Source organism: Paraflavitalea soli, from assembly GCF_003555545.1.
In the GTDB taxonomy this organism is placed as follows: domain Bacteria; phylum Bacteroidota; class Bacteroidia; order Chitinophagales; family Chitinophagaceae; genus Paraflavitalea; species Paraflavitalea soli.
The window spans coordinates 7,815,994-7,841,224 of record NZ_CP032157.1 but is presented as its reverse complement, the minus strand read 5'-3'; the positions used below and the strand labels follow the sequence as shown (position 1 = coordinate 7,841,224).

Genomic DNA, 25,231 nt, shown 5'->3' with positions numbered 1-25,231 from the left:
AGGTTTCGCCCGCGACGCAAATAAACCTGTCAGGTCTTATTGAGGAAGCCCTTCGACAGGCTCAGGGTTGACATCTAATCGTCCGAGCGAATAATATTAAGATCGTTGTTGAAGGATTGGCGGTATTTCCGGATATACTCCGAAGGGGTCATGCCAAACAGCTTTACAAACTGCTCCCGGAAATAACGTACGTCGGCTATGCCCACCTGGAAAGCTGCCTGGTTTACATTCATATTTTCCCTGATCATCAGCACCGCCGCCCTGCGCAGCCTTACGGACCGGATAAAGGCATTGAGCGACTGGCCAGAAATGTGCTTTACTTTGAGGTAGAGGGTAGACCGGCTGAGGCCCATGGCTTTGCAGAATTTCTGGATGGTAAAGTCTTCGGTATCGAGGTTTTGTTCCACCACCTGGATACAGCGGCGCAGGAATTCCCCGTATTCGGCCGGTACTTTGACGGAAGTTTCCTGGAGGGTGATGCTGTCGAGGAAATACCGCTGCAACTGGTGACGGTTCTTAACAATAGTCTCTACCCGGGCCAGCAGCAGCTGGCTGTCGAAAGGTTTGGTCATATAATCGTCGGCGCCTCCCTCAATACCTTTTAATTTGGTATCGGCCGAGGAGGCAGCAGTCAACAGGATGACAGGAATATGGCCCAGGGTATCGGATTGCTTCACTTTGCGGCATAGCTCCAACCCGTCCAACCCATCCATATTGATATCGCTGATGATGATATCCGGCAGGTGCTGGGTGGCCAGCTCGAGTCCTTTAATGCCATTTTCGGCGGTATATATATAATACTTGTGGCTGAAGATGTGCTGGAGGTATTCCCGCATCTCGGCATTGTCATCCACCACCAGCACTGTTTTCCTTTCCGTAATGAGTTCTTCCGCATTCCTGCCACCGGCAGGGATAGGGATGGGCTGAACAACAGGGGCCTGTGCTTCGCCAGCCAACTCTTCCAGGAGCTGGTGATCGTTATTGCCCGTAGCCTCGATGCTATTGACGGGCAGGTGCTCCCTACCCTTTAAAAGGTGGATGGTAAATTCCGTGCCCTCCTGTTCTTTACTTTTTACGGTAATAGTACCCTGGTGGCTGGTAACAAAATGCCTGACAAGATAAAGGCCAATACCAAATCCCGTTTTTTGCGTTCTGCCTGCGGCGGCCTGTTGAAACTTTTCAAATATATTGCCCGACTCAGCCTCCGCTATACCACAGCCGGTATCACCAATCACGATACTAATGCTGTCATTCGTTTCTGCCACCGCACAGGTGATAGCACCTCCATCGGGTGTAAACTTAAAGGCGTTTGACAACAAGTTGAACAAGGCTATCTCCATCTTTTCATAATCGGCATAGAGCATGATCTCGGGCGCTGCTGTCGAAAATTCATACCGGATATGACGGGCATTGGCCTGCTGCACAAAACATTGGTATACTTCATGACAGAGATGGGTAATATTAAGGTAGGACACTTTGAGCAGGTCGGCCCCGCTGCCGGCCTTACGGAATAGCAACAACTGATCTACCAGGCTCAGGAGCCGTCTTGCATTGCGGTAGGCGGTGGTAAGCGCTACATCGGGCGACTGGGTTAGCTTTTCCCTTATTGGATTAATGATCAGCGATAAGGGAGTGCGGAACTCGTGGGATATATTGGTGAAGAAGGCCAGTTTTTTCTCCATCAGCTCCTTGTCCTTTTCGTTTTCCACATGCGCCAGCCTGATCTCGTACCGCAATCTTTCCTGCCTTCGGGTGTAGCGGATATAAGCATAGATCAAACCAAACACTACCAGGGCATACAAGCTATAAGCCCACCAGGTCCTGAACCAGGGGGGTAAAATAGTTACCTGCAGTAAATTCTCTTCCCTGCCCCAGCTGCCATCGGGATTGGAAGCTTTTACCATAAACTGGTAACTCCCTTCCTGCAATCGTGAGTAGTTGGCCGTTCTGCTGCCCCTGGCATAGTTCCAGGTCTTGTCCCATCCCTGCAGAAAATAAGCGTACTTGATCTTTTGAGCGCCGGAATAATCAAGGGCTATGAAATCGAGTGACAGCATGGCCTGATCATAAGGCACGGTAATGTGTTGAACAGTTTCGAGATTGCGCGCCGTAATGCTGGCATCCTCCTCCTGCAGCAGCCTGTTGTTGATCTTCAGTCCATCCAAAAAGACCTGTGGTGTTTGGAGCTGCTCTTTGATGCTATCCGGATGGAAAATATTAAAGCCTTTGATGCCGCCAAAGAGGAATTCCCCGCCCGATAAAGCCAGGGCGGCATTAAAACTAAACTGGTTGCTTTGCAATCCATCGGCCTGTGAAAAATTGGTACAGGTGCCGGTGGCGGGATTAAACCGCGCCAATCCATTGTAGGTGCTGATCCAGAGATTGCCCTTGCCATCTTCCAGCATACGTAATATACTATTGCCGGGCAATCCTTCGGAGGTGGTGTACTGCTTGTATTTTCCTGTCGCCTTATCCATCAACAATAAACCTGCGCCCTGGGTGCCCAACCAAAAATTACCTTTCCTGTCTTCATGAATGCTGCGCACGGGGAACCCGATGGGATATACCTGGTGACGTTTGTTGACGCGGTCTATCCGTATGATGGAGGTGTAATTGCCGCCCCATAAATTGCCTGCTTTATCTTCTGCCATGCTTTGCAGGTTCACGATGGCAGGATCAAATAACTCAAAGCGGTTCTGTTGCCTGTTGAACCGGTACAGGCTGCCATCATTGGTAGCGCTGGCCCATATGATCTTTTGAGCATCCTCGTATACGAGCCAGCTATTGTTCTCTTCGGCATTGGTCTTTGGATTGAAGAGTCTGAAGCGTTCGAAAGTCCTGCTGTTCTTCTTCAACCGGTTGATGGCGCCAAACCAGGTGGAGAGCCAGATATCTTCGTGCTCATCTTTTATAATACCGGTGATGAAATCACTGCTGATAGAAGCAGTATTGGAAGCATCATGCCTGAAAGGGGTAAAGGTATTTTTTTGCCGGTCCCAATAGCGGAGGCCTGCACCATCGGTACCGATGAACACATTGCGCTGCTGGTCTTCGCAGAAGGAGAGAATAAAATTGTCCATGGGCCGGTTATCACCCGGCGCGTTGCAGGTAATATGCCGGAAGGGCTGGGCCTGTGGTTCAATGATGTTGATGCCACCACGGAGGGTGCCGATCCACATCCTGCCATCCCTGTCTTCCTGGATCGCATACACCACATTGCTGTTGATGACGGGTATGCTGCCGGGCAGTTGGTAAGGTATCGCTTTGGCAGCGCCGGTATACACCTGGTAAAGGCCCGATCCATCAGAGCCTACCCAGAGGACTTCTTTTTTATCCAGGCATAGGTTTACCACGGTGCAATTGTCGGGCATCCAGTTGGCAGACAATACATTGGTGCCTGTATTCAACAGGAACAGACCTCTGGCATTGCCTATCCAGAGATCTCCCTGGGAAGTAACCTGCATACAATTGGCCTGGGTGATATAGTTGTTGACCAGGGTCATCGCTTTCTTCGCCGGGTCATAAGCATACAGTCCGTATCCCTGCACGAATACCCATATCTTGTTGCGCTGCTGATCATATTGGATCTCACGGGCCTGATAATTGTATATATTACCTGCAGGCGTTGACAGGGGTATCTGTGTGCCGGTATAACTATTGTCTTCAAAAAGCAATAAGCCGTTGAAATGGGAAGCGGCCAATACGGTACGCTGGTTGATGCTTTTAATAAAGGAGATCTCGTGCTGTATTTTTTCCCGCTTGTGAGAAGCAGCATCCATGTACCAGGTGGCTGTAAATTTTTCGGTCAATGGATTATAGATATTTAGCCCATTTTGTCCGCCTACCCAGATATTGTGCCTGGCATCTCCTTCCAAATGGTATACATTGTTGGTGGAGAGGGAGGTACTGTCGCCAATGATGTTGCGGAAGACGCGGAAGTTATATCCGTCATAGCGGTTGAGGCCATCATAGGTGCCCACCCACATAAATCCCCGGTGGTCCTGGTAAAAAGACAGGATGGCATTATTAGATAGGCCCTGTTCTATGCCCAGGTAACGGACAGGCAGGCCGGGGGCGCCTCCTACAGTCAGGCTGCCTGCTAAAAACAGGGCAGCTAAAAAGCGTATCTTAATGAGCATCGTTCGTCTTTAATTGTATGATAGGACAGATTGGTCGCAATTTACCTTTCAAAAGCCGCATTTGACCTCTGCCTTACAAAACCATCCACCCTAAATTTACATTGCTTAATTGACAACTTAAATCAATAGTTATGGCCATGAAACACCCATTTATCAATTGTCTTTGGTTTGATGACCAGGCAGAAGAAGCTGCCCGGTTCTACACTACCGTTTTTCCAAATTCAGGCATTGACGATATTACCCGCTATGGTGCAGCAGGATATGAGATACACAAACGGCCGGAAGGGTCGGTGATGACAGTAGAATTCCATGTAAGCAACCTGAAATTCATGGGATTGAATGGTGGGCCATTGTTCAAATTCAACCCTTCTATTTCTTATTTCGTGGTATGCGAAACAGCTGCGGAAACAGATACGCTCTGGCAAAAACTCTCCGAAGGAGGTAAAGTGCTGATGGAATTGGACAAATATGATTGGAGTGAAAAATTTGGCTGGGTGCAGGATCGCTATGGCCTATCCTGGCAGGTATCGCTGGGCAAATTATCGGATACCAATGGTCAGCAGATCACCCCCTCCATTATGTATGTGCAAGAACAGGCCGGCAGGGCTGAAGAGGCCATACGTTTCTATACTTCCATCTTTGAAGGATCGGCCATCAGGGGCATCCGTAAAAATGGCCCGGGAGAAAACGAACCGGAAGGCTCTGTAAAACATGCACAGTTCAACCTGGCAGGCCAGGAGTTTATGGCGATGGACAGTGCTTTGCAGCACCCTTTTACTTTTAATGAAGCGATCTCCTTCGTTATTCATTGTGATACCCAAGCCGAGATTGATTATTACTGGAATAAGCTAACTGAAGATGGCCAGGAAAGCAGTTGCGGATGGCTGAAAGATAAATTTGGGGTATCGTGGCAGGTAGAACCCATACAGTTGGTAGAAATGCTTAAAAGTCCGGATAAGGAAAAAACGGAACGTGTTACCAACGCCTATTTGCGTATGAAAAAGTTTGACCTCCCAAAACTGGAAGCTGCCTTTGAAGGATAAACAGGGTTAGCAGTCGGCTATCACCGATACAAATAGGCTGGGCATTCGCCCAATGCGTGAAGGCGTTGACAATCTACTCAACGCCTCTTTTATTTCATGACGGGAAACTCCTTCAGGGTTCTGAACAATGGCGTTTTATTTTTCTTTCCTTCGCGTATGGCCCAGTTGGCCATGGCATACAATACGGGCCTTAATGCCAGGCCCGACGGGGTAAGACTATAAGTAACATGGGGCGGCACTACGGGCATGGCCTTACGCTCGATCAGGTCATCTGTTTCCAGTTGCTTCAAATGCTGTATCAGCATCTTCTCGGTAATATGTGGCATGGCTTTCTTCAGCTCGCTGTAACGCTTACTGCCCGACAATAAATGAAACAATATGATCGGTTTCCAATAGCCGCCTATTTTCTCCATCACAAAGGTGACCGGGCACAATTTGAACACGGTTTGCTTATTCAACTGAATGGTAGAGCTCTCTTTTACTTTAGCCATAAGGATACACACTTTGGGGTAAGTACTGGTATAAAAGTAAGTATAAAGATACCTTTGTTCCTGCAATAAAAACTGACTAATTAAAGTACAACATATGAAGATCACTATCACGGGTTCATTGGGCAATATCAGCCAACCCCTTACCAGTAGTTTAACCGCCAAAGGACACCAGGTAACTGTCATCAGCAGCAAGTCTGAAAAGGTAACAGCCATTGAAGCACTGCAAGCAAGGGCTGCTATTGGCTCCGTAGAGGATATTGATTTCCTGGTAAAAGCTTTTGAAGGGGCCGACGCCGTATACACCATGGTCCCGCCCAATTTCAGTATACCCGACTACAACCAATTCACCCGGCAGGTGGGCGCCCATTATGCCAGGGCCCTTGAGCAAACCGGTGTGCAATATGTGGTAAACCTAAGTAGTTCAGGTTCGCCCCTCGCAGGCACAGGGCCGCTTACAGGATACCAAAACCTGGAAGCTCCATTCGACGTTTTGCCCAATACCCATGTATTACACTTACGGCCCGGCGGATTTTATTCCAACTTCTATGGCAGTATCGGCCTCATCAAACACCAGGGCATTATTGGCAACAACTTTGATGAAACAGCCACCATGTATCTATCGCATCCACAGGACATTGCCGAAGCAGCGGCCGATGCTTTGCATCAACTGCACTTCAAAGGCAGGAACATCAAATACATTGTGAGCGATAAAATGAATGGCAAACAAGCAGCTGCCTTATTGGGCCAGGCTATTGGCAAACCCGGTCTGCAGTGGGTACAGTTCCCCGATGAGCAATTGTTGGCAGCCCTGGTGCAAAATGGTTTTTCCCGCGATGCTGCCCAACATTATATAGTAGACATGGGCATCGCCATTCGTGAAGGCATCCTGGACAAACACTACCAACAAAATACGCATGAAGTAGTTGGCCAACGAAGCTTTGCTGATTTTGCCCGGGAATTTGCTTTCGCTTATAATTCCCATTGATAGCAACCATTAATGCCTGTTCTTAATGCCCGGTGAATATATTCTCGAGTTCTTCCAATGATTTACCTTTTGTTTCTTTCACTTTGCGCCATACGAACCAACACCCTGCTACACAAATTCCTGCGTAGATATAGAAGGGGGTGAAGGCGCCCATCTTCCTGGCGAGGATGGGAAAAGTAAATACCAGCAAGGCATAAGACAACCAGAGGGAGATAACGGCTACTGAGGTGGCTACACCCCGCACTTTATCGGGAAATATTTCTGATATGAGGACCCAGGTTACGGGTGCGAGGGACATGGCATAGGTGGCAATGGCGGCCAGTAGTGACCAGGCAGCTGCCGGTGATCTTTGTTGTAGTAAGAAAGCACTCACCAGGTATAAGACAGCCAGTGCTGCTGCCCCGAAAAGCATCAGGGGTTTTCGCCCGAGCTTATCTACCTGCCACATGGCCAGGAAAGTAAATACGAGGTTGATGATGCCCACGAATACAGTTTGCTTTAACTGGTCATCCTGACTAAAACCTACACTTTCGAAGATGGTGGTGGCAAAATTGAAGACCACATTGATGCCGCAGAACTGCTGGAATACTGCCAGGCCAATACCGATCACTACAGCAGGCAATACAGACTTTTCCAATACGGAAGCATAATTTACTTTAACCATGCTTTTCACGGTATTGGCCATGGATTGCATGGTATCTCTGGCGTAGTCGGTACCACCGATCCTGGAAAGAATATTGGCTGCTTTCTGGTCCCGGCCCCTGGTCAATAACCAACGGGGACTTTCCGGCAACCAGGCCACGCCTACCAGGAACAACAGGGAGGGTACCGCACCCAAGCCTACCATCCATCGCCAGGCGTCAGGTCCATGATCGCGCAATGAATAATTTACAATATTGGTAATGAGGATGCCGATCACAATGGTGAGCTGGTTGATAGCCACCATCCGGCCACGGATCTTTGCGGGAGCTATTTCTGCAATATAAAGCGGCGACAACATAGAAGCCATGCCTACACCAATACCGGCCACAAAACGGGCGCTGATAAACACGCCGCGGGTGGCGGAGAAAGCCATGGCCAGGGAAGACACTAAAAAGATGAAAGCCGCGATCATGAGGCCGGGCCGCCGCCCGTATTTATCGGCCGCTGTGCCTGCCACGATACAACCGATCACACAGCCCAATGCCAGTGATGCGGTGGCAAAACCTTCCCAATATTCATTAAAGGAAAACTGTTCTTTCAAAAAAGGGAGTGCGCCGGAGATAACGGCAAAATCAAATCCAAACAGGTAGCCGCCCAATGCGGAGATAAATGACAGGGCCAGGATATAACCGTGCTGAAATGGGTATCGCGTCGTTTGCATAATGGCTAAGCAGTTGTGATCACAAAAATGAGCTTATTCCATGCAAAGGACAATGGAAAAAAAGCGGTAAAAGATGGACTTTATTACGAATTGTGGTATCGCCGGGGAAGTTTAAGAAAGAGTAAACAATAAACTGCTGATCAAGGCTGAAACCTGATCACTGCATTGGGCGCCGGCCGTTCTTTCACAATTACCTTCTGTGCAGGTATCCACGGCGCTTTGCCAAACTGACTGAAATCGGACCAGCTGCCCAACAAGGTAAATCTTTTAAAGGCAAAGGGCATGCCTTCAGCCCCCAGTGGCGAATTGCTATTGGCGATGTGAAAGTGCAGATGCGGCCCGGTAGTTTGACCCGTAAAACCGAGCGCCGCAATAGGATCTCCCTTTTTTACTTTTTGCCCTGGTTTTACTTTGATGCTGCCCGGCTGCAGGTGTTCATAAAATGCGAAATGTCCATTGCCAATATCGAGGGAGATATAATTGCCGGTAGCTTTTTCGGAAGGCCAGGAAGGATGAGCAGACAAAGTTTTACTCTCCGGAAAATCATTCAGGGTGGAAGCTACTACCCCATCGGCCACTGCTATTACCGTGGCGCCGTAACCCAACCAATTCTTTATATCGTTTTCATCGCCGCTGGCATATTTTCCTTGCTCATCCATTTTGATGAAGTCGATGGCAAAGCGGCCGGGTATCCTGCTTTGACCATCCGGCGCATATACTACACGACGATGGCCACGCTCCCAGGCGGGATCGTATACGGCTGCCCAGGCGCCTTCTCTTAGTGGCGGGCCTATTACCAGTGGCGTAACTGGCTCATACCGGATAAGGGGCAAGGAGGCCGTGCGCAGGCCGGCCGTGGGATGGCGGATGGTTGTATAGGTAAGCTGGTGCAGCAGCGCACCGGCTTTGTTGCCCGGCGCCTTCATTTCCACATACAGGATGCCACTTTCGTGGGGAGGAAGGATCAGCTCCTGCGGGTCTTTGGTCTTCTTTCCCGTGCCGTATCGTTTCCACAGATCATCTTTCGTTATGATGCGCAGCCATGCGCTATCCTGGTTTGCTATATACAGTGATTGCAGGAACAGGGAATCGCCTGAACTATTCAACAGGTGCAGTTCATAATACATGGTTGGTTTACCACTGATCAACACCACCTGAGGATTGAACAGGCTCTTTATTTCCAAGGGCTCCTTTGGCTGTTGCTGTTGACCCCAAACTGTACTTACAGCAATGACTGCCAGTCCAAGAAGCATAGCCCTTATGCGTACAAACTTCATAGCACTAAATGTAGCGCCTTTCATTCAAGACGGCAAGCCGCTGGTAATACCTGCTCTTCTGTTTGAATGCTTCACCCCTGGGCCGTGCCTTATTGCTACCATTTTTCCAGATAACATATATGTAAAATATACAAAAAGCGTAGGTAAGCCGTAGATAAGCCGCCTCTTAAAGGGACAGCTTATCTACGGCTTATATACAGTTTATATACGGCTTATCTACGGCTTAACCCAAAACAAGTAGGCCATGTGGTATGAACCTGACCCCAACAAAAAGCCCCGCCGGACAGGCAGGGCTCCTATAAGAGATCGACTTATATACTATTTATACGACTTTCTTCCACAGGGTGTTAAATCCACCGGTCATGCCGTAGGGCAGCACTTCGGCGATCTTGCAATCCAGGGCCTGCAGGGCTTTTACCCGCTTGGTAACCATGGAGAAAGGGAATACATCCTCAATGAAGTTGGTCTTGCTGAAGCGAACGATCTTAAACCGGTTGGCGGCAGCCAGCTTTTCAAGGTCGCTTTGGGAGAAGAACTGCACGTGATCGAGGTTATCGGCCTGCGACTGTACGGTGGTACCCTTATAACCCAGGGTCCGCTTTACCCGGTTGAGGAAATTCTGCAACTTGGGATTGCTGCGGGCCTTCAACATCGGTTTGGTCACAAATACTTCCCGCGGACCTTTTCCGTTGGGAACGGTGACCACCAGGGTACCATCATCTTTCAATGACTTATAGAGGGTTTTCAGTAAAATTTCAGGTTGGTGGAGATGCTCCAGTACTTCACTGCAAATCACGGCATCGAACTGCTTGCCCTGGGCAATGAGGTCTTCGGCGCTGATCACTTCAAACCTTACATTGGGAAGAGTGTTTTTGCTGTTGGCCACTTCGATGGTCTTTTCGCTGATGTCGATGCCCAGCACATTATAGCCAAACTGGCCTAAGTGCCTGCTGATCACACCATTACCACATCCCACATCCAGGATGTTCCCACCCGCAGGAATGGCCTTTCCAAGGCTTTCCGCGATAAATTTCAAGCGTTTTATATCTGCAATACGCTCGTATTCATATGAAATTGATGACTGTTGCATAGAACAAAGTAACGAATGAGTTTGCAGGTATGCAATAACAAGCTCTTTTTTTTCTTAAATGATTGTAAATCAACTATAAATAAGGCCACCATAGCATATAAAAATATTACTATATAATCTATGGGGAATGGGTATTCCGGCACCGGTTTTTAAACAAAAAATACCTGTAGAAAGTTTCTTGTGCGACAAGCCTTCTACAGGTAAGTATTATCTATAGGATGGATGGAAACCGTTGGCCTATACTGATGCGATGCTATTTTCCGTTGGCATCGGCATTGTACCTGGCGGCGAAATATTGTGCTTCTTCCTGCAGTAACTGTAATACATCAGGAGGAATATTGTCGTTGTACTGGGTGCTCACATACTTGTATAGACTATTAAAGTCCATGTGGGCAGTGCGCGCTTCAGCAATAGCTTTCATACGGGAGGAAGTTTGTGGCGTAGCCGCTTCCAGAAACTTCTTTACTTCGGTACTTGTGATCAATGTCATAGGGATAAGCGTTATGGCATGAAAATACAACAAACCAACTTACCGGAAATGGATCACGTTGATATATATCTAAAAAACCGTGATTATCCGGGTACATACCCCGTAAAAAAAACGAGGGGTTTCCCGTAATCGAATGTCCTGCAATTGACTTGTTTATTATTCCCTGTCAAAAGAAGGAATACGGTACAACAAATGTAAGTGTAGTCCGATTCAGCTTTTGCTGCTGCCGGTAACATTGTTTTTATAGCTGTTGCGGATAGTATAGAGTGGCTTCACCATATAATAAGGACCATCGATATCGGCACCCGGTCTAAAATAATTGGAAAGGGCGCCAGTTTACCATCATAATAATAAGAACTATACAGGAGATTTTGCCATCCGGTTTTTTAAAAAAAAGAAGCGGTGAATGTTCACCGCTTCTTTCCATAGTATCTATATGAATGGATCAGACACTCTTTAGCCATCCCGTAATACTCATGCGTGGCCGGGAGGCAAGGGATACTTCATGTTCCAGTTCGCTGCTCTTGAAAAAGACGGCCCTCCCCATGGTGGGCAATATCTTTTGGGAACTATCCGCAGTGTAAATGATCAGCTCTCCCCCATCCTTTTCTTCCCAACCGGTGTTCAAATAATTGATCAGGGAGAACTTCCTGTCCTGGTTGTTCTGGAACTGGTCTTTGTGCCGGTGGTACTGGCTGCCCGTTTCATACAAGGCATAATGAAATTCATAGGCATTGATACCGGTATAACAGGTTCTGTTGAGGTAATCAATAAACTGCTCTACCTGGTCCAGGAAAGCCAATTCATGGATATCCTTGTTCTTCTTGTCGAGCCAGTATATTTTGTCTCCTCTTTTCTTCTGGGTATGATCCTTTACCACGCTGTTACCTATCCCGGCAGCATACATCTTCTGATCCCCGTCGAGGTTGAGTAAGTTTTGCTGCAAGTGGTCAGCTAATTCCTGCGTTAGAAAATGCTCACACAACCCAATCCCATTACCCATGAAACTATCGATCAGCGCTTCAAATTTGTCGTTCATCAGCCAAACACCTCCAGCTTAAAAGTTATACCACGGTATTACTTATGAAGGGGGCCTAAGGTAAGCATATTTAAATGATTTGTGAGGGTGAGCCTGTCCCTAAAGGGCGCCTCCTTAAGACGCCTTCGACAGGCTCAGGCTGACATTTCCTTATTGCCGTACAAAACGGATGGGCTTTATTGCTGCTCCTTCCTGGAATACCACCTGGTATACACCTGGCAGCAGTTTTTGCACATCCATCATTCTGGTCTGGCTACCTTTCTGCAACTGCCATTGCGCACGCATCACCAGTCTGCCGGTGGCATCATAGATGGATACAGGCAAGGTTATAGTGCCAGGTGAATACAGGCTAAAGATGGCGTTGGAACCTGTTACGGGATTGGGCGTCAATTGTATGGTCAAGGATTGACCCTGCGCACGATCCAATATAATAATGGAGGAATAAGTAACAGCTCCATTGCTTTCCTTCATTTGCAGGCGATAATATGCTTTACCTGCCGGAGGATCCTGATCGGGAAACTGGAAAGGATTACCGCAATCGGCCACAGTAGCCTGTACGATACCTACCTGGCTAAAGTGGATGCCATCTGCACTACGTTCTACTATAAAGCTGGTGTTCTCGGTGCAGGAAGCCTTCCAGTGCAGCTTATTGGCAGCAGGTTCAGTGATCCCTTTAAAATATTCCAACTTTACCGGCAAGGCAGCGTAAGCCTTACTGGCAAAGTAGAAAGAAGAAAAATGATCCACCTGTGCTGTATACACATAATCCAGGCCCCAGGTGGTGACGGTAGTCGTCAATGGCAAAGCTTTTGCGCCCACTTCGTTGGAGCAGGCTGCTTCATTCCTGAAGAGTGTAATATCGCTTACATTGAGGAGGCCCGATGCGGGAGTATTCTTCAGTGATTCAAATTCTGTTTTGCGTATGTAAAAGCGAACGCTCACTGGTGTTACCGGTTGATTGGTCACAGTAATGCTGATATTGCGATCCAGGTACAACCGGCCGGCTGCATCTTTTCGTGTAGTACCATTGTGGGTATAGAACTGAACAGTCACATTGCCCAGGTTATTGCCATTGGCATTGATCTCTGCTACTGCATATCCTTCCTCATCGGTAAAGGACACCCAACTGGTATTGTTGGTGGTATTGATCAGCGCCGACCCACCGGGTATGCAGGAACCGGGAGCGCCGGGTGCTACAAGTGCAGGCACAGCTGTAAGCTGGGTGTAGGTTGGATTAAAACCGTTGCTTACATTGAAAGCGGATTTCTCCTCATAACTATTCATCACCGGATCGTATTCATACACCACGCCGCCATCGTATACGTCACCGCCTGCCTGGGTGATGCCATACAGTTTATTATTCAATAGGGCCAGGTTTGCAAAGGGATATTTTCCTCCTGGAGCATTGAACACGTGTAATTTGGCATATACACCTGTACCAAGGTCATAGGAATACAATACGCCTTTGTCATCCAGCGAGCCACCCCTGTTGGTAGTACCGTAGAGCTTGTTGTTGAACACGACCACAGCACTTCGTGGATAACTACCCTCTGCTGAAGTAAAATCGTATAGTTTCTGGAAACCGTTGCCAGCCGGTGTGTAAACAAACAATGTACCTAAATTATCGGTCCCTCCTGCGGGAGCAGTGCCGTACATTTTTCCATTGTGCAGGGTGAGTGCGGATGCGGGCCATCGACCAAAGGCGCCGCCAAAGGTTACTTTTACCGAGTAGATGCCGGATGCGAGGTCATATTCGTAGAGCACACCATTGAGATTATCCCCTCCCGCTGAAGTGGTGCCATACAGCTTGCCATTGTAGTACACGGGTGTTCCATAAGGCATGATGCCTGTTTCCTGTACGAAATAATGCTTTACGGTATATTGATCATTGAGCGGATTGAATTCGTATAACACGCCTTCATTGCCATCATCATAATGGGTTACGCCATAGAACCTGTTGTTGAAGAGTATCATTCCTCCCTGATCCTCCACATTGCCGGTAGCTGTGGTCATATGGTGCCGGATGGAATAGGTGTGGGTAGCGATATCATAGGAGTAGATAACCCCTCTGTTGTAATTGCCTCCGGACTTTGTAACGCCATAGAGCTTGCCACTATAATATGTGAGTTTGCCAATGGGTAAATGGCCATTGCTGGAACCCAGGTCTATCCGCCTTTGATAGCCGTTTATATCGGGATCGTATTCAATGAGTGCCCCCTCGTTGTTGGCCCCTCCTTCGTTGGCAAACCCATACAATTTTTCATTGTACAGGCATAAAGTACCTACGGGGAAAGCACCGGAAAATTCCCGCTGGAAGATGAGCCGGGGCTGGTATTGGTTCAGCACAGGATCGTACCTGAACAAAGTGCCCTGCCCCATAGAAGCCCCGGAACGGGCAAGCCCATACAGTTTTTGATCATATACTACCATGGCGCCATTGATATAGCTGCCAATGGCTGGACTGAGGTCGATCTTTTTAGTCAATTGATTGGCCAGGGGATCGTATTCATAAATAACGCCTGCATTGTTAGCTCCGCCCTCGCGTGTACCGCCGTAGAATTTGTTACCATTGTTGAAGAACTTTACCATGCCACCTGAAGCCTCGCCGGCCCCGATGGAAGCCATATCGGCTTTCTTGTTCAGCACATTGGTGTTGAGATCGAAGCTGAATAAAATGCCGTCATTCAACTCGCCGCCGGCAACCGTTGTACCGTATAATTTATGTTGGTATTCCAGTAAGGGGCCATTGCGGTAATACCCCAGGGCATGGGGAAATTCGGCCAGCTTGGTATATACATCCGTTTCCAGATCGAAGCTATAGATCACACCCGCATCTACCCCTCCGGCGTAGGTAGTACCATAAATTTTATGATAGGCCACCGTGATGTTGGCCTCGGGCGAAATGCCGGGACCCTGAAAAATGTGTTTGATGGTCAGCACATTGCTGGTGGGATTGTATTCAAACAAGGCCCCCTTTGTAAGACCTCCACCGCCGATAATACCATACAGGAGACCGCTGTGGATCACCATGGTGCCCTCGGGTTCACGGAAGCCATAATCATAGAAGTCGATCTTTTTGGTATACGTATAGGTCACGGGATCGTATTCATAGAGGATACCCCAGCTCCGTTTGCCCGCATTGGCCAGCATTCCATATAGCTTGCCGTTGTTTGCAGCGATCAATCCTTCATCATAAGGCTGTCCACCGGGTGTAAGCACATTGAAAGCATCGTATGCCCGGATACCGGTGCCATCATATTTGGTGGTAAACAGGGTGCCCTGGTCATTGTTGCCACCCTTATCGGCAATACCCCAGAACTGGTAAATGCCCTGGGCCATATTGTTGCTGATGCAGACCAGCAGGCAATAAACGATCGTGTACATTTTTTTCATATCATCAAGTATTAAAGGAGCACCAAATTAGGAGTAGAGGCCTGGTTGATTGACGACCGCTTAACGGAAAGGGGATTTGGGTTAACGGAAAAAGGCAACGAGGCGTACAGGCAATAAGGCAACGAGGCAACAAGGCAATGAGGCAGCGAGGTAAGGAGTGAAAAGACATGAAAAAGGAAAGATGATTGTCAGAGAAATCCCGTGTGGCAGATTAAAGAGGGCATTAAAATGTTAGAATATAACGTGCTGGTGTTAAGTGAATATTATACTTTCCTTTATATTGCCCTGTAGCCTATCGACCTGTATAGAAGTCAATATATTGCGGGCCTTAAAAAAATAATCTCTATGGATTCAAGAAGGGAGTTCCTGAAAAAAGCGGCCTTGCTGTCAGGCGGTACCGCTTTCTTTAATACGTTGCCACCTGTTATTCAAAAAGCCCTGGCCATTAATCCTGCTGCGGGCAGCACTTTTTATGATGCAGAACATATCGTTTTCCTGATGCAGGAAAACCGCTCTTTCGATCACCAGCTGGGTATGCTGCAAGGAGTAAGGGGCTTTAATGATCCCCGCGCTATTCAATTGCCCGATAACAACCCGGTATGGCTGCAAACCAATAAAACCGGCGACACGTATACACCCTTCCACCTCAATGTAAAAGATACGAAGGTAGCCTGGATGGGCTCGCTGCCCCATGGCTGGACAGACCAGACGGATGCTATGAACAATGGCAAGTATGACAAATGGCTGGAAACGAAAAGGGCCCGCAACAAGGCATTTGGCGATATGCCGTTGACAATGGGTTATTGCGACCGCTCGGATTTCCCTTTCTATTACTCGCTGGCTGATGCCTTTACGGTATGTGATCATAATTTCTGTTCCAGCATCACGGGTACGCATCCCAACCGGCACTATTGGATGACGGGTACAGTGAGAGAGCGTAATGAAGCTGCTGCGGTTGCGCATTTGTGGAATGTGAGCAACTATGAATATCCTGAACTGGACTGGAAAACCTACCCTGAGCGGCTGGAAGAAAACGGCATCTCCTGGAAAGTGTACCAGAATGAGCTCACGATGGGTTATGGCCTGAAGGGGGAAGAAAGCGCCTGGCTCAGCAATTTCGGCACGAATATCCTGGAATACTTCAAGCAGTACAATGTACGGTTACATGCCGGTGGTATTGCCAATCTGCAAACGAAGAAAGAGAGTATTCTGAAGCAGATCAGCGAGCTGGAAAAACAAACCGGCGACGAAAGGAATACGCAAAGACTGGCGGCTGCAAAAAAAGTACTGGAACGTATTGAAGTGGCGATGACGAAATTCACTCCTGAGAGTTATGAGAAGCTGTCAAAGGAGTTGAAAGCCCTGAACGAAAAAGCATTCAGCACGAATACGAATGATCCATTCTTCCATGAGCTCACTTCTTTAAAGTATAATGATAATGGTACAGAAAGAACGGTGAATATACCAAAAGGGGATATTTTCCACCAGTTCAGGGAAGATGTAAAAAATGGCACCCTGCCTACGGTAAGCTGGCTGATGTCGCCTGCGAATTTCTCCGACCACCCGGGCAATCCCTGGTATGGCTCCTGGTATGTGAGTGAGGCCATGGAAATACTGTTGCAGAATCCGGAAGTGTGGAAGAAAACGATCTTCATTTTAACCTATGATGAGAACGATGGCTACTTCGATCATATGGCGCCTTATGTGGTACCCAATCCCTATAAGGAACATACAGGTAAGGTATCGCAAGGTATCGATCCCAAAATGGACTTTGTAACGAAGGAGCAGCAAACAAATCCTTCGGCCAATGCCAGCGGACTGCGGGAAGCTTCTATCGGATTGGGCTACCGTGTACCCATGATCATTGCTTCGCCCTGGTCGAGGGGAGGCTTTGTAAATTCGGAAGTATTTGACCATACCTCCTCTTTGCAGTTCCTGGAGAATTTCCTGGCTAAGAAGTTCAACAAGAAAATAAAAGAAGAGAACATTACTGAATGGAGACGCACCATTTGCGGTGACCTTACTTCTGTGTTCCGGCCTTATAATGGTGAGAAAACAGAAAGCCCGGTCTTCCTGCAAAGAGATCCATTTATTGAAAGTATTCACCAGGCACAGTTCAAAGAAATGCCTGCCAATTACAGGAAGCTGTCTGCTGCTGAAATTGAGCAAGTGCAAGCCAATCCCTTGCAAACGCCGTTGTTGCCCAAACAGGAAAAAGGAGTGCGCGCAGCCTGTGCGCTTCCCTATGAAGCCTATACAGACGGACAATTCAATAAGGCAAAGGGGCAATTTGAATTGACCTTCCAGGCAGGTAATAAAGTTTTTGGAGAAAAAGCAACGGGGCTGCCTTTCCGGGTGTATGCGGTAAATGCTTATGAAAATGAAAAGATGCGTGCCTGGGATTATTCGGTGAAAGCAGGGGATCGCTTACAGGATGAATGGCAGGTCAATCAATTTGATAAAGGAGATTATCACCTCCGGGTGTATGCCCCTAATGGTTTTTTCCGGGAGTTCAAGGGCAATAGCAACAATCCGCTGGTGACGATCACCTGTATGTATGAGCAAACAGGTAACAATAAACTCACGGGTAATATCGTGATCAAGATAACCAATAAGGATAGCAAAGCGCATACGGTGACTATCCAGGACAACCATTACAAGACTGGGAATAAAGTAAAGTCGCTGGCTGCCGGCGCCACCATCACTATACCCGTTAACTTATCATCCTCTTTCCAGTGGTATGATGTAAGCGCTGTGGTAAAAGGATATGAACATTTTGAAGAACGCTTTGCCGGCCACGTAGAGACAGGCGCGGTTTCAAAAACCGATCCGCTGATGGGCGGGGTGGTGTAGAGTAAACCAGACGTAGCGATGAAAAGCCTAAGAAGAAAAGAGAAAGGGCTGCAAATCAAAAATTTGCGGCCCTTTTGAATATAACCCAAAGCATTTATTTCTTACGACTACTTTTATTAGCCTTTATGAAGTCTTCAACCCAAGCGGGACATTCTTTTTCAAGTCTTGTAGCACCATTGGGGCCGGCAACTATGAATAAATGTGGTTTTTCAACATTCATTCTTATAATTCCCTGAGGATAGTTTCTTCAGAAGTTTTGCTATTCTGTTGAATGAGGAGCTTTTTACCGTTGGGATATTCGTGTATGAATTGATTGCTTTGCTTGCAGAAACTGTTCCTATATACCAAGGGCAGGTTCATGGTGGCTTTCTTTGCCAACGCTGTTTTCAGCGTCTTTTCCAGTTGAGCTGTCAAATCGCCAACAGAACAGTCTAAAATCAATATAGCTTTCTTTTTCGCCTGCATGAAGCATTTTTAAGTAGCACAAATCTAATCAATTCCCTGAAACCACCAGAAGCAATACCATAACATAATGGTAACCAATAAAATACAAACCAAACAAGATTCGCTTTATATTTAACACCGACAAATGTAATTTTTCAATTCACTGTGCTACTAACTGTATAAATTATTACCTTTTCTCTCTATAAAACAACTTCTATGGGACTGTTTGATTTTATTAAAGGCGAGTTTATTGAGGTCATTGACTGGGTAGACGACACTAGTGATACGGTGATCTATAAGTTTCCCGACAAGGGCAATAAGATCATGAACGGAGCACAGCTTACGGTGCGGGAATCGCAGGTAGCGGTGTTGATGAATGAAGGTGAGTTTGGCGATGTGTATATTCCAGGGCGGCATGAGCTGAGCACAAAGAATATGCCCATTACGACTACGCTGAAGTCGTGGAAATACTTGTTTGATTCGCCTTTTAAGGTAGATGTGTTTTTTGTGAGCACCAAACAGTTTACCAACCTGAAGTGGGGCACTTCCAATCCGATAATCGTACGTGATCCTGAATTCAAGCAGGTAAGGCTGCGCTCCTTCGGTACTTATACCATGCGGGTGATCGACCCCAAGAAGTTTATCAAGGAATTTGCAGGCACCAATCCGCTGGTACGGATTGAGGGTGTTAGTGAGCAATTGAGGAATACGATCGTGAGTAAGCTGACGGAAGGGCTGGCAGAAGCCGGTATTTCGGTGCTTGATCTGGCAGCCAACTTCACGGAGATCGGAGAGAAACTGAAACCGATCTTCCAAACAGAATTTGACGCCTGGGGTATAGAACTGGGCAAATTCTATATAGAGAATGTAACGCTGCCGGAAGAGGTAGAGAAGATGCTGGACAAAACCACGCAGTTGAATATGTTGTCGGATAAGCTGAACCAGTTCAACCAAATGCAGGGGGGCATCGCCATTGAAAATCTGGCCAATAATCCAGGTGCCGCAGGCACAGCTGGTATTGGCGCCGGCGTGATCCTCACCAACCTGCTGCAACAGCAGCAACAGCCCGCTGCCAATAACAACACCCCTGTTACAGACCCCAATGAAAAACAAAAGTTGGTGGACCTGCTTAAACAATTGGGTGAATTAAAAGCGCAGGGTATTTTAACGGAAGAGGAATTCAACCAAAAGAAAGCAGAGATACTAGGCAAATTGTAAACAGCTTTCAAGGGTGAGCCGCTTTTGTAAAGCGACCCACCCTTGTGATGATTTACCAGATCGATACGAGATTAATTCATGGAACAAGTACAGACAGCTCCCCTATTACTGTTTCCCTGTCCGGGATGTAATTCACAATTACATTTTAGTCCTAAGCTGCAGCAACTGGAATGTGAACATTGCGGCACCAAGGTAGCGATTGACAAGGCAACAGACCTGATCAGGGAAAACAACCTGAAGCAACAATTTGCCGGTGCTACAGATCCCACTGTTACGGTGGAACAGTTGGTATACAAGTGCAACCGCTGCGGTTCTCAATCTGTATTCACCACAGAAACACCCACTTTTACCTGCAGCTTCTGTAACTATGAAGCGGTAAACCCGGTAGCTTATAAAACGAGGATCATACAACCCTCGGGCATGATCCCTTTTATGGTGGACCGGCAACAGTCGCTGGCTATTTTTAAGACCTGGCTGGGGAAAGGCTGGTGGGCGCCGGGCGACCTGCAGCAATTTGCCAGGCACGATGCTTTGCACGGCATCTACCTTCCCTTCTGGACCTATGATGCGCAAACCAACAGCAACTGGAGTGGTTATGGCGGCCGTCATTATTACGAAACAGAATATTATACGGATAGTCAGGGCAACCGCCAGTCGAAGCAGGTACAGAAAACGGAATGGATCTACCGCAGCGGCACCTATGACCATTTCTTTGATGATGTGCTGATTGGCGGCGCTACAGAGCTCTCGCAAAATGAATATGAAAGCATTTTCCCCTATCAATTGCAGGAGTTGGTAAACTTTGATGCGAAATATTTATCAGGCTGGCAGGCAGATGTATACGACATTGCAGTGAATGATGGGTATGAGAAAGCAGAGGCGATCATGAAGGATGCTATTTATGAATCCTGCGCCGATCTTTGCCGGATCGATACGTATCGCAACTTAGAGGTAGATACCTCCTACTCCAACCAGACTTATAAGCATATTCTTTTACCGCTGTGGATATGCACCTACGCGTATAAAAGTAAGACCTATCATTTCCTGATCAATGGGCAAACGGGCAAGATCCATGGCAAGAAACCCGTCTCCACTGCCAAAGTGGTGCTTACCATCCTGGTGGTACTGTTGATCATTATTGCGATTGTGTTCTTTACGCAGGGGCAGTAAAGAAGTCTAGGGGTGACACCTTTCGTTTGCGTAACAGGGGAAAGGTGTCACCTCTGCACTATTATTTTTTTCCTATTGTCTACCCTACTCTTTCGCAGCTTCTTCAATGGCTTTCAATAATGACTTAGGCTGATCGGCGGGTACATCCTGTGTTACTTCCCAGATCATTACGCCTTTGAAGCCTTTTCTTTTGGCATAACTGGTTTTCTCTTTGATGAGGGCGGGCCCGTTAAACACCACCAGGTTGTGTTCATTGGCATCAGGGCCCAGAAAAGGAAACCAGTTAACAATTTCATTATAGGGCACCTGGTCGGCCAGGCCACCGGCATCGCTCTTAAATTTATAGCCATAGAAAGGAAGCCCGATCACCATTTGAGAAGATTTAGTATAGCCCTTGCGCTTCCAAAAATCTACGGCATCCAACACATGCTGGAAAGTAGCATGGTTGCCATAAGGACTGGCAGCCCAGGAGCCTGCCTGGTCATATACCATGAGTTGTATCCAGTCGGCATATTTCAATGCGTGTGCACTATAATATTCTCCACCCCATCCATGGGCCACGGTGGCCACCAGTAGTAATTGCCGGGCATGCAATAATTCGGACAGCACTTTCATCAACGCTTCAAAATTAGTAGCATTGGCATCGTCCCTGATCTGTTCCCAGTCCATATCCACTCCCTGCAGGTCGTTGTCTATACAGAATTGTACACAGGCGGCTGCAAACTTATCGCGGGCAGCTGCTGTAGCGGCCATTGCGGGTAAGGTTTGATCGCCACCACCACCCAGGCTGATGAAGCGGGTTTTACCAGCCGAGCGGGTCTTAAAGGTATTAAACGATGCCTGCTCTTCCGGGGTGAAGGCCAGGATGCTGCCATCGGGATTGGCCTTCACAAAAGAAAAAAATACATGAGTGAGCTTGCTGTAGTCGATGGTAGCACCATCCTTCCAGGAAGGCACGTATCCTCCGACCATAAAGGGCTCCTTCTGCGCCGTGGTTTTGGTACAGGACAGGAGGAGGAGGAATAGTATTGTATGGGTGATCTTCATAAGTGAATGGTTAACTCCGAAGCCTTTGCTTCGATAGCAGATTTCTCACTCCGCTGCGCTGCGTTCGAAATGACAAAAAAGGGTGATTCGATGACAGAAGGGGGACATAATCAGGGCTTTAATTCAACGCCCTGAAGGCTGTACGGAATAATGATTTGGTGGTATCGGCAGCATCACCGTCGATGTACCAGCCATACATACCCTTATAAGCACTGGCTTTAATAAAATCAGCCTTTTGTTTGATCAAGGGAACACCATTGTAATAAATGCCCTTGGCGGAATTGATAAACTCTTTGGTATCGGCGGTAGCATCAATGGCCAGAATGCTTTTATAGGATGCATAATCATAGGAACCCCAGCTGAGGCAATTGCCATTGGCATCGAGGTCGGTATACCGCAGTCCAAACACCGGAAATCCTACTACCACTTTTGAAGGGGCTACATGGAACTGCGCCCAGATATTGGCAGCTGTTTTCATAAAATCAAGCGAAGAAGCCTGCCCTACGGGTGCTCCTGGGCCTACATGCACCCCATCCTCAAAAGCCCGCACATTTACCCAGTCTACAGGTGAAAGATCGGGGTATTCCCAATGCTGCCATCCCGCGCCTGCGGTAATGGTAATGATCGCATTGGCCGGCAAAGCGGTCCTCAGTTCCTTTACGAATAATCCCAACGCCGTAAGGTTTGCACTATAGTTGGGTGATCCATTGAAATCGGTCATCATCACATCCACACCATCCATGCGGCTGGCCGTGATATAATTCTTTACCTGTGTTACCAGTCCGGCGCGCCTGGTAGCATCGCGGAGGGCTGTACCCATATCATCGCTTTCATACAAGGCCCAGCCATCTACGGGAGACAGTCTTCCAAACAAGGTAAGCAATACGGGTAGGCCCCGGATATGCCCCCTGGCCACCAACTCATCGGCCAACTGGTTGGCATTGCCCTTCGTGATGTCCAATACTCCATCCGAACTTACCTTACCGAGCTGCGCTGCCAGGTGTGTAATAAAGGGCCACTTTACATCGGCAGCCAAGCCATCATAACTGAGGTAACCCATCACCACCTTATTGAAGTTCTTACGCGTATAAGTAGCGGGTTTCACCAGCACCTGCGAGCTACGGGTAGAAACAAGTCCATTGAGTTCTACTTCCAGTTTGATGCTGTATTCACCGCCTGTAGTGGGTACAAACGTAAAACTGGTATCGTTTGATTTTACTTCATCATTCACTTTCCAACTGATCTTTACCTTGCCGGCGGGAGAATAAGTAAGTCCGCCGTATTTGGCAGAACCACCCTGATCGATGATGATGGCCTGGGGAAAATTACCCTGGGCATAAAAGATACGTGGATAATCTCCGGGACCGAATTCAGGATTATCGGCAATGTCTTTCTTACAGGCTTGCAGCAGCATGATACCTACCATAACGCCAATAACCTGTAGGATCAAAGGGACTATTCTTTTATGTATGATACGCATGTTATGTTGATTGATGATATTCAAAATGGGGGCTTTCGTGAACATTGGCCAGCTTTAGTCTACCATGGTGAGCCACCCTTGAAGGGCGACCCACCATGGATCTGTTATGGCATATCCCACCAAACCCTGTTGTTCCAATCGTCTTTGCCACCCATACGCGTAATAGCATCGCCTGCATTGGTAGCATTGAGTGACTTTTCAGATATGGGGTATTCCAAACGCCTGGGCATCTGGGTGGCGTCGGAATAACCACTTTTATAACCAGATGGCAATACAGGAAACCCACTCCTTCTGAGATTGGCATATGCTTCGGGGCCATTCAAAAAATAGGCTACCCACAATTGTGTATTGATCTGTTGTAACTCTTTGCCTGGCGCCAGGGCATTATCGGCTACGAACTGGTTGATGGCCGCATCATTGATGGCCGGAGCGCCGGGATAAATGGTCAACTGACGGCAGGCAGCCGCCATGCCATTTTTGTAGTGCTCCACTGCAGCCACGCCCAACTGGATATTGAACCGGATGGAAGCATCTGCCAGCAACAATTCGGTTTCCGCATAGCCCATATGCAGGAAGGGGGCATTGGGCGCTATCAGCCAGTTGGCTACCTGTATAAACTGTTCGTTGTTGGAAACGGGTACATTCTGCGCATCGGGGGTATTGATATAAATGGTATTCTGCCAGTTGTCCCAAATAAAATCTGCCGGTTTCACCCCAAAGGAGCCAACCTGTGCTTTTACCTGCTCCGTAATATCAACACGCTCGAAGGGCTTGAATGGCTTGTCGAGGTAATTACGGGCCAATACATATAAACGCGGATCATTGGTGTTTTGCAAATGGGTAATAAAGGTGCTGGTCATCCTATAACCGATGAGGTCGCCCTGGTTGAGTGCTGCGGATATACCGTTGCCCCGCAGATCAGTATAATCATTCTGTACATTGTCGTGGCGCAACATACAATTGTCTTCAGCAGTATTTATCACTCCTGCTGTGTAAGCCTTTTGTACTTCCTCTTTTGCTTTGGTGGGGTTGCGCTTGGCCAGGCGCAGGGCCAACCTCAACCGCAGGGAGGCGGTGAACTTTTTCCATTTAGACACGCTGCCTTTGTAAAAGGCATCGTTGTTGACCACATCCTTGCCTACATTGAAATTAGCAGCCGCCGTATCAAGCTGCTTAAAAAAGTCGGTATAAATATCTTCCTGCTTATCGTATTTGGGAGCAGATTTTCCTTTTGAATAAGCGCCGGAAGCTTCTGTATAGGGCACATCGCCATACAAGTCGGTTATACGCGCAAAAAGATACACCTTCATTACGCGGCACATGGCATTGAGGTTGATGGCAGCCTCATTGTGGCGGGTGCGCTCTTCGGCATCCAGTATATTCTTTATTTCATTTACATAGTTATCTTCCCACAGGAGGGAAGCATAGCGTTCCTGCTTCACATAAAACTGGCCATACTGGTTGGCCCAGGCGCCGCCTATTTGTCCTACCAGGGGCATGGCAAGGATCACGTTGAGCCTTTCCTGCACATTGAGATCACCGGAAAATTTTTGTTGGGCATAGCCCAGCTGAATAGCAGGATCGAGGTTGGCAGACTTGGTAGGGTCTGTATTAATGTCTCCAAATTTTTTACAGGATGTCACCAGCATCACTGCAAAACCCAGAAAACAGATATATTTTTTCATACCAGTTGTATTTATGTTGAGACC

General features: G+C 47.7%; 16 protein-coding genes. 5 read left to right on the top strand and 11 right to left on the bottom strand.

From position 1 onward, the window contains the following. Positions 1-74: 74 nt before the first annotated feature. A complete protein-coding gene (locus D3H65_RS30165) occupies positions 75-4,139 on the bottom strand; it encodes a hybrid sensor histidine kinase/response regulator transcription factor (RefSeq protein ID WP_119053872.1) in 4,065 nt (1,354 codons plus the stop codon). Between the two features lie 131 nt (positions 4,140-4,270). Here D3H65_RS30165 and D3H65_RS30160 point away from each other — a divergent pair, with 131 nt between their 5' ends. Further along, on the top strand, positions 4,271-5,182 hold the full coding sequence (locus D3H65_RS30160; protein ID WP_245999624.1) for a VOC family protein: 912 nt from the start codon (positions 4,271-4,273) through the stop codon (positions 5,180-5,182). 89 nt (positions 5,183-5,271) lie between these two features. Here the strand turns inward: D3H65_RS30160 and D3H65_RS30155 are convergent, their stop codons facing one another. Next, positions 5,272-5,673: a winged helix-turn-helix transcriptional regulator gene (locus D3H65_RS30155; protein WP_119054708.1), complete on the bottom strand. Its 402-nt coding sequence runs from the start codon at positions 5,671-5,673 to the stop codon at positions 5,272-5,274. Between the two features lie 94 nt (positions 5,674-5,767). Between D3H65_RS30155 and D3H65_RS30150 the strand changes: the two genes are divergently transcribed. Continuing rightward, on the top strand, positions 5,768-6,658 hold the full coding sequence (locus D3H65_RS30150; protein WP_119053871.1) for an NAD(P)H-binding protein: 891 nt from the start codon (positions 5,768-5,770) through the stop codon (positions 6,656-6,658). A 22-nt stretch (positions 6,659-6,680) separates the two neighbouring features. Here the strand turns inward: D3H65_RS30150 and D3H65_RS30145 are convergent, their stop codons facing one another. The 6 genes from D3H65_RS30145 to D3H65_RS30120 all read right to left on the bottom strand — a co-directional run bounded on the left by D3H65_RS30145 (position 6,681) and on the right by D3H65_RS30120 (position 15,310). Continuing rightward, on the bottom strand, positions 6,681-8,021 hold the full coding sequence (locus D3H65_RS30145) for a sugar porter family MFS transporter (protein WP_119053870.1): 1,341 nt from the start codon (positions 8,019-8,021) through the stop codon (positions 6,681-6,683). 140 nt (positions 8,022-8,161) lie between these two features. Further along, complete coding sequence (locus tag D3H65_RS30140) at positions 8,162-9,298, bottom strand: M23 family metallopeptidase (protein WP_162915880.1); 1,137 nt, start codon at positions 9,296-9,298, stop codon at positions 8,162-8,164. 322 nt (positions 9,299-9,620) lie between these two features. Then, on the bottom strand, positions 9,621-10,388 hold the full coding sequence (locus D3H65_RS30135; RefSeq protein ID WP_119053868.1) for a class I SAM-dependent methyltransferase: 768 nt from the start codon (positions 10,386-10,388) through the stop codon (positions 9,621-9,623). Between the two features lie 253 nt (positions 10,389-10,641). Then, positions 10,642-10,878, bottom strand: a complete 237-nt coding sequence (locus D3H65_RS30130) for a hypothetical protein (protein WP_119053867.1) — start codon at positions 10,876-10,878, stop codon at positions 10,642-10,644. 445 nt (positions 10,879-11,323) lie between these two features. Next, entirely contained in the window at positions 11,324-11,917 is a 594-nt protein-coding gene (locus D3H65_RS30125) for a 2OG-Fe(II) oxygenase (RefSeq protein WP_119053866.1), read from the bottom strand. 150 nt (positions 11,918-12,067) lie between these two features. Next, complete coding sequence (locus tag D3H65_RS30120; protein ID WP_119053865.1) at positions 12,068-15,310, bottom strand: choice-of-anchor tandem repeat GloVer-containing protein; 3,243 nt, start codon at positions 15,308-15,310, stop codon at positions 12,068-12,070. A gap of 345 nt (positions 15,311-15,655) precedes the next feature. Here D3H65_RS30120 and D3H65_RS30115 point away from each other — a divergent pair, with 345 nt between their 5' ends. The 3 genes from D3H65_RS30115 to D3H65_RS30100 all read left to right on the top strand — a co-directional run bounded on the left by D3H65_RS30115 (position 15,656) and on the right by D3H65_RS30100 (position 20,995). Then, a complete protein-coding gene (locus D3H65_RS30115) occupies positions 15,656-18,163 on the top strand; it encodes a phosphocholine-specific phospholipase C (protein ID WP_119053864.1) in 2,508 nt (835 codons plus the stop codon). A 660-nt stretch (positions 18,164-18,823) separates the two neighbouring features. Beyond that, a complete protein-coding gene (locus D3H65_RS30105) occupies positions 18,824-19,825 on the top strand; it encodes an SPFH domain-containing protein (RefSeq protein ID WP_119053862.1) in 1,002 nt (333 codons plus the stop codon). A gap of 78 nt (positions 19,826-19,903) precedes the next feature. Beyond that, positions 19,904-20,995, top strand: coding sequence for a hypothetical protein (locus D3H65_RS30100; protein ID WP_119053861.1), 1,092 nt, complete (start codon positions 19,904-19,906; stop codon positions 20,993-20,995). 84 nt (positions 20,996-21,079) lie between these two features. On the opposite strand, the gene D3H65_RS30095 is transcribed toward D3H65_RS30100, so the two are convergent. The 3 genes from D3H65_RS30095 to D3H65_RS30085 form a co-directional block, all read right to left on the bottom strand. Beyond that, the gene (locus D3H65_RS30095) at positions 21,080-22,042 is read right to left on the bottom strand and encodes a glycosyl hydrolase family 18 protein (protein ID WP_119053860.1); all 963 of its coding nucleotides are present in this window, start codon (positions 22,040-22,042) and stop codon (positions 21,080-21,082) included. 118 nt (positions 22,043-22,160) lie between these two features. Then, complete coding sequence (locus D3H65_RS30090) at positions 22,161-23,522, bottom strand: glycosyl hydrolase family 18 protein (RefSeq protein ID WP_162915879.1); 1,362 nt, start codon at positions 23,520-23,522, stop codon at positions 22,161-22,163. Positions 23,523-23,626: 104 nt separating this feature from the next. After that, a complete protein-coding gene (locus D3H65_RS30085) occupies positions 23,627-25,207 on the bottom strand; it encodes a SusD/RagB family nutrient-binding outer membrane lipoprotein (RefSeq protein ID WP_119053858.1) in 1,581 nt (526 codons plus the stop codon). Between the last annotated feature and the right edge of the window lie 24 nt (positions 25,208-25,231).